The following is a 1,336-nucleotide window of genomic DNA, read 5'->3' on the forward strand; positions in this document are numbered from 1 at the left end:
CCCTCCTTCTAGTGGTCGTCGCAACACCCCAGCTTGGGGAGTGCGATGGGGTTCGAGATCCGAGTGGATCGAAAGCCGCAAGGGCCCAAGAAGCTCTTGAAGGAGAGAGAGCACTACCTTGCTCTGGTGCAGCAGGGGATGAGCAACCGGCAAGCGTGCCTGATCGTCGGGGTGAATGAGCGAACCGGACGTGAATGGGCACGTGGTCGGCCCAAGGGCCGAAAGAAGAAGCCGAGACTGCCGGCGCGTGATGCACCGGCAGTCTCGATCGTTCCCGGCCGGCGCAGGACCATCGAGGTTCGTGGCGCGTCCCGGTACCTGGGCGAGGACGAACGCGTTCACATCGCCGACCGTTTGCGCGAGAGGGCATCGATCCGAGAGATCGCGCGCGAGCTGGGCCGTGCGCCCTCCACGATCAGCCGGGAGATCCGCCGCAACCGGCACCCAACGAACGGACAGTACCGGCCGCATGCCGCGCACGTCCGTGCTCAGGCCCGTCGTCCCCGGCCGAAGACGAGCAAGATCGGGCACGGCCCGGAGCTACGGGCCTACATTCAAGAGCACCTGCACAAGCGCTGGAGCCCTGAGCAGATCGCCCAGGGCCTGCGCCGGACCTTTCCCGAGCGGGCGGAGATGCACGTGTGCCATGAAACCATCTACCAGGCGCTCTACCTTCAGGGCCGCGGTGAGCTGCGCCGTGAGCTGACCCGCGCTTTGCGCACCGGCCGTGCGCTGCGCAAGCCGCGCCGCCTGGCCCAGCAGCGTCAGCCCCGTTTCGTCGCCCCCATGATCATGATCAGCGAGCGGCCCGCCGAAGTCGAAGATCGGGCCGTGCCCGGCCACTGGGAAGGTGATCTGATCATCGGCAAGAACCAGGCGTCGGCGATCGGCACCCTGGTCGAGCGCGCCACCCGCTACGTGATGCTCGTACACCTGCCCATCGACCGCAGCGCCGAGCGGACGCGTGATGCCCTGGTGGAGACCATGGCCACGCTACCCGCTCACCTCAAGCGTTCCCTGACCTGGGACCAGGGCAGCGAGATGGCCGACCACCACATGTTCTCCATCGCCGCTGACATGCCGGTCTACTTCTGCGACCCGGCCAGCCCCTGGCAACGTGGCTCGAACGAGAACACCAATGGCCTGCTGCGCCAGTACTTCCCCAAGGGCACCGACCTGTCCGTCCACACCCGCGACCGGCTCGACGCCGTCGCCGCCGAACTGAACGCCAGACCACGAAAAACGCTCGACTGGGAAACCCCAGCCGAGCGTCTCGCTAAGCTTCTGGCGACAGCCAGTTGATCAACTGTGTTGCAACGACCCCTCGAATTCGCCC

Annotated in this window: 1 protein-coding gene; it reads left to right on the forward strand. The window is 66.4% G+C overall.

The features are described 5' to 3' along the window. The first annotated feature begins 138 nt into the window (after positions 1-138). Complete coding sequence (locus tag ACFYY8_RS42110) at positions 139-1,302, forward strand: IS30 family transposase (protein ID WP_390050698.1); 1,164 nt, start codon at positions 139-141, stop codon at positions 1,300-1,302. Positions 1,303-1,336 lie beyond the last annotated feature (34 nt).

It is taken from the genome of Streptosporangium sp. NPDC001559 (genome assembly GCF_042893955.1).
In the GTDB taxonomy this organism is placed as follows: Bacteria; Actinomycetota; Actinomycetes; order Streptosporangiales; family Streptosporangiaceae; genus Streptosporangium.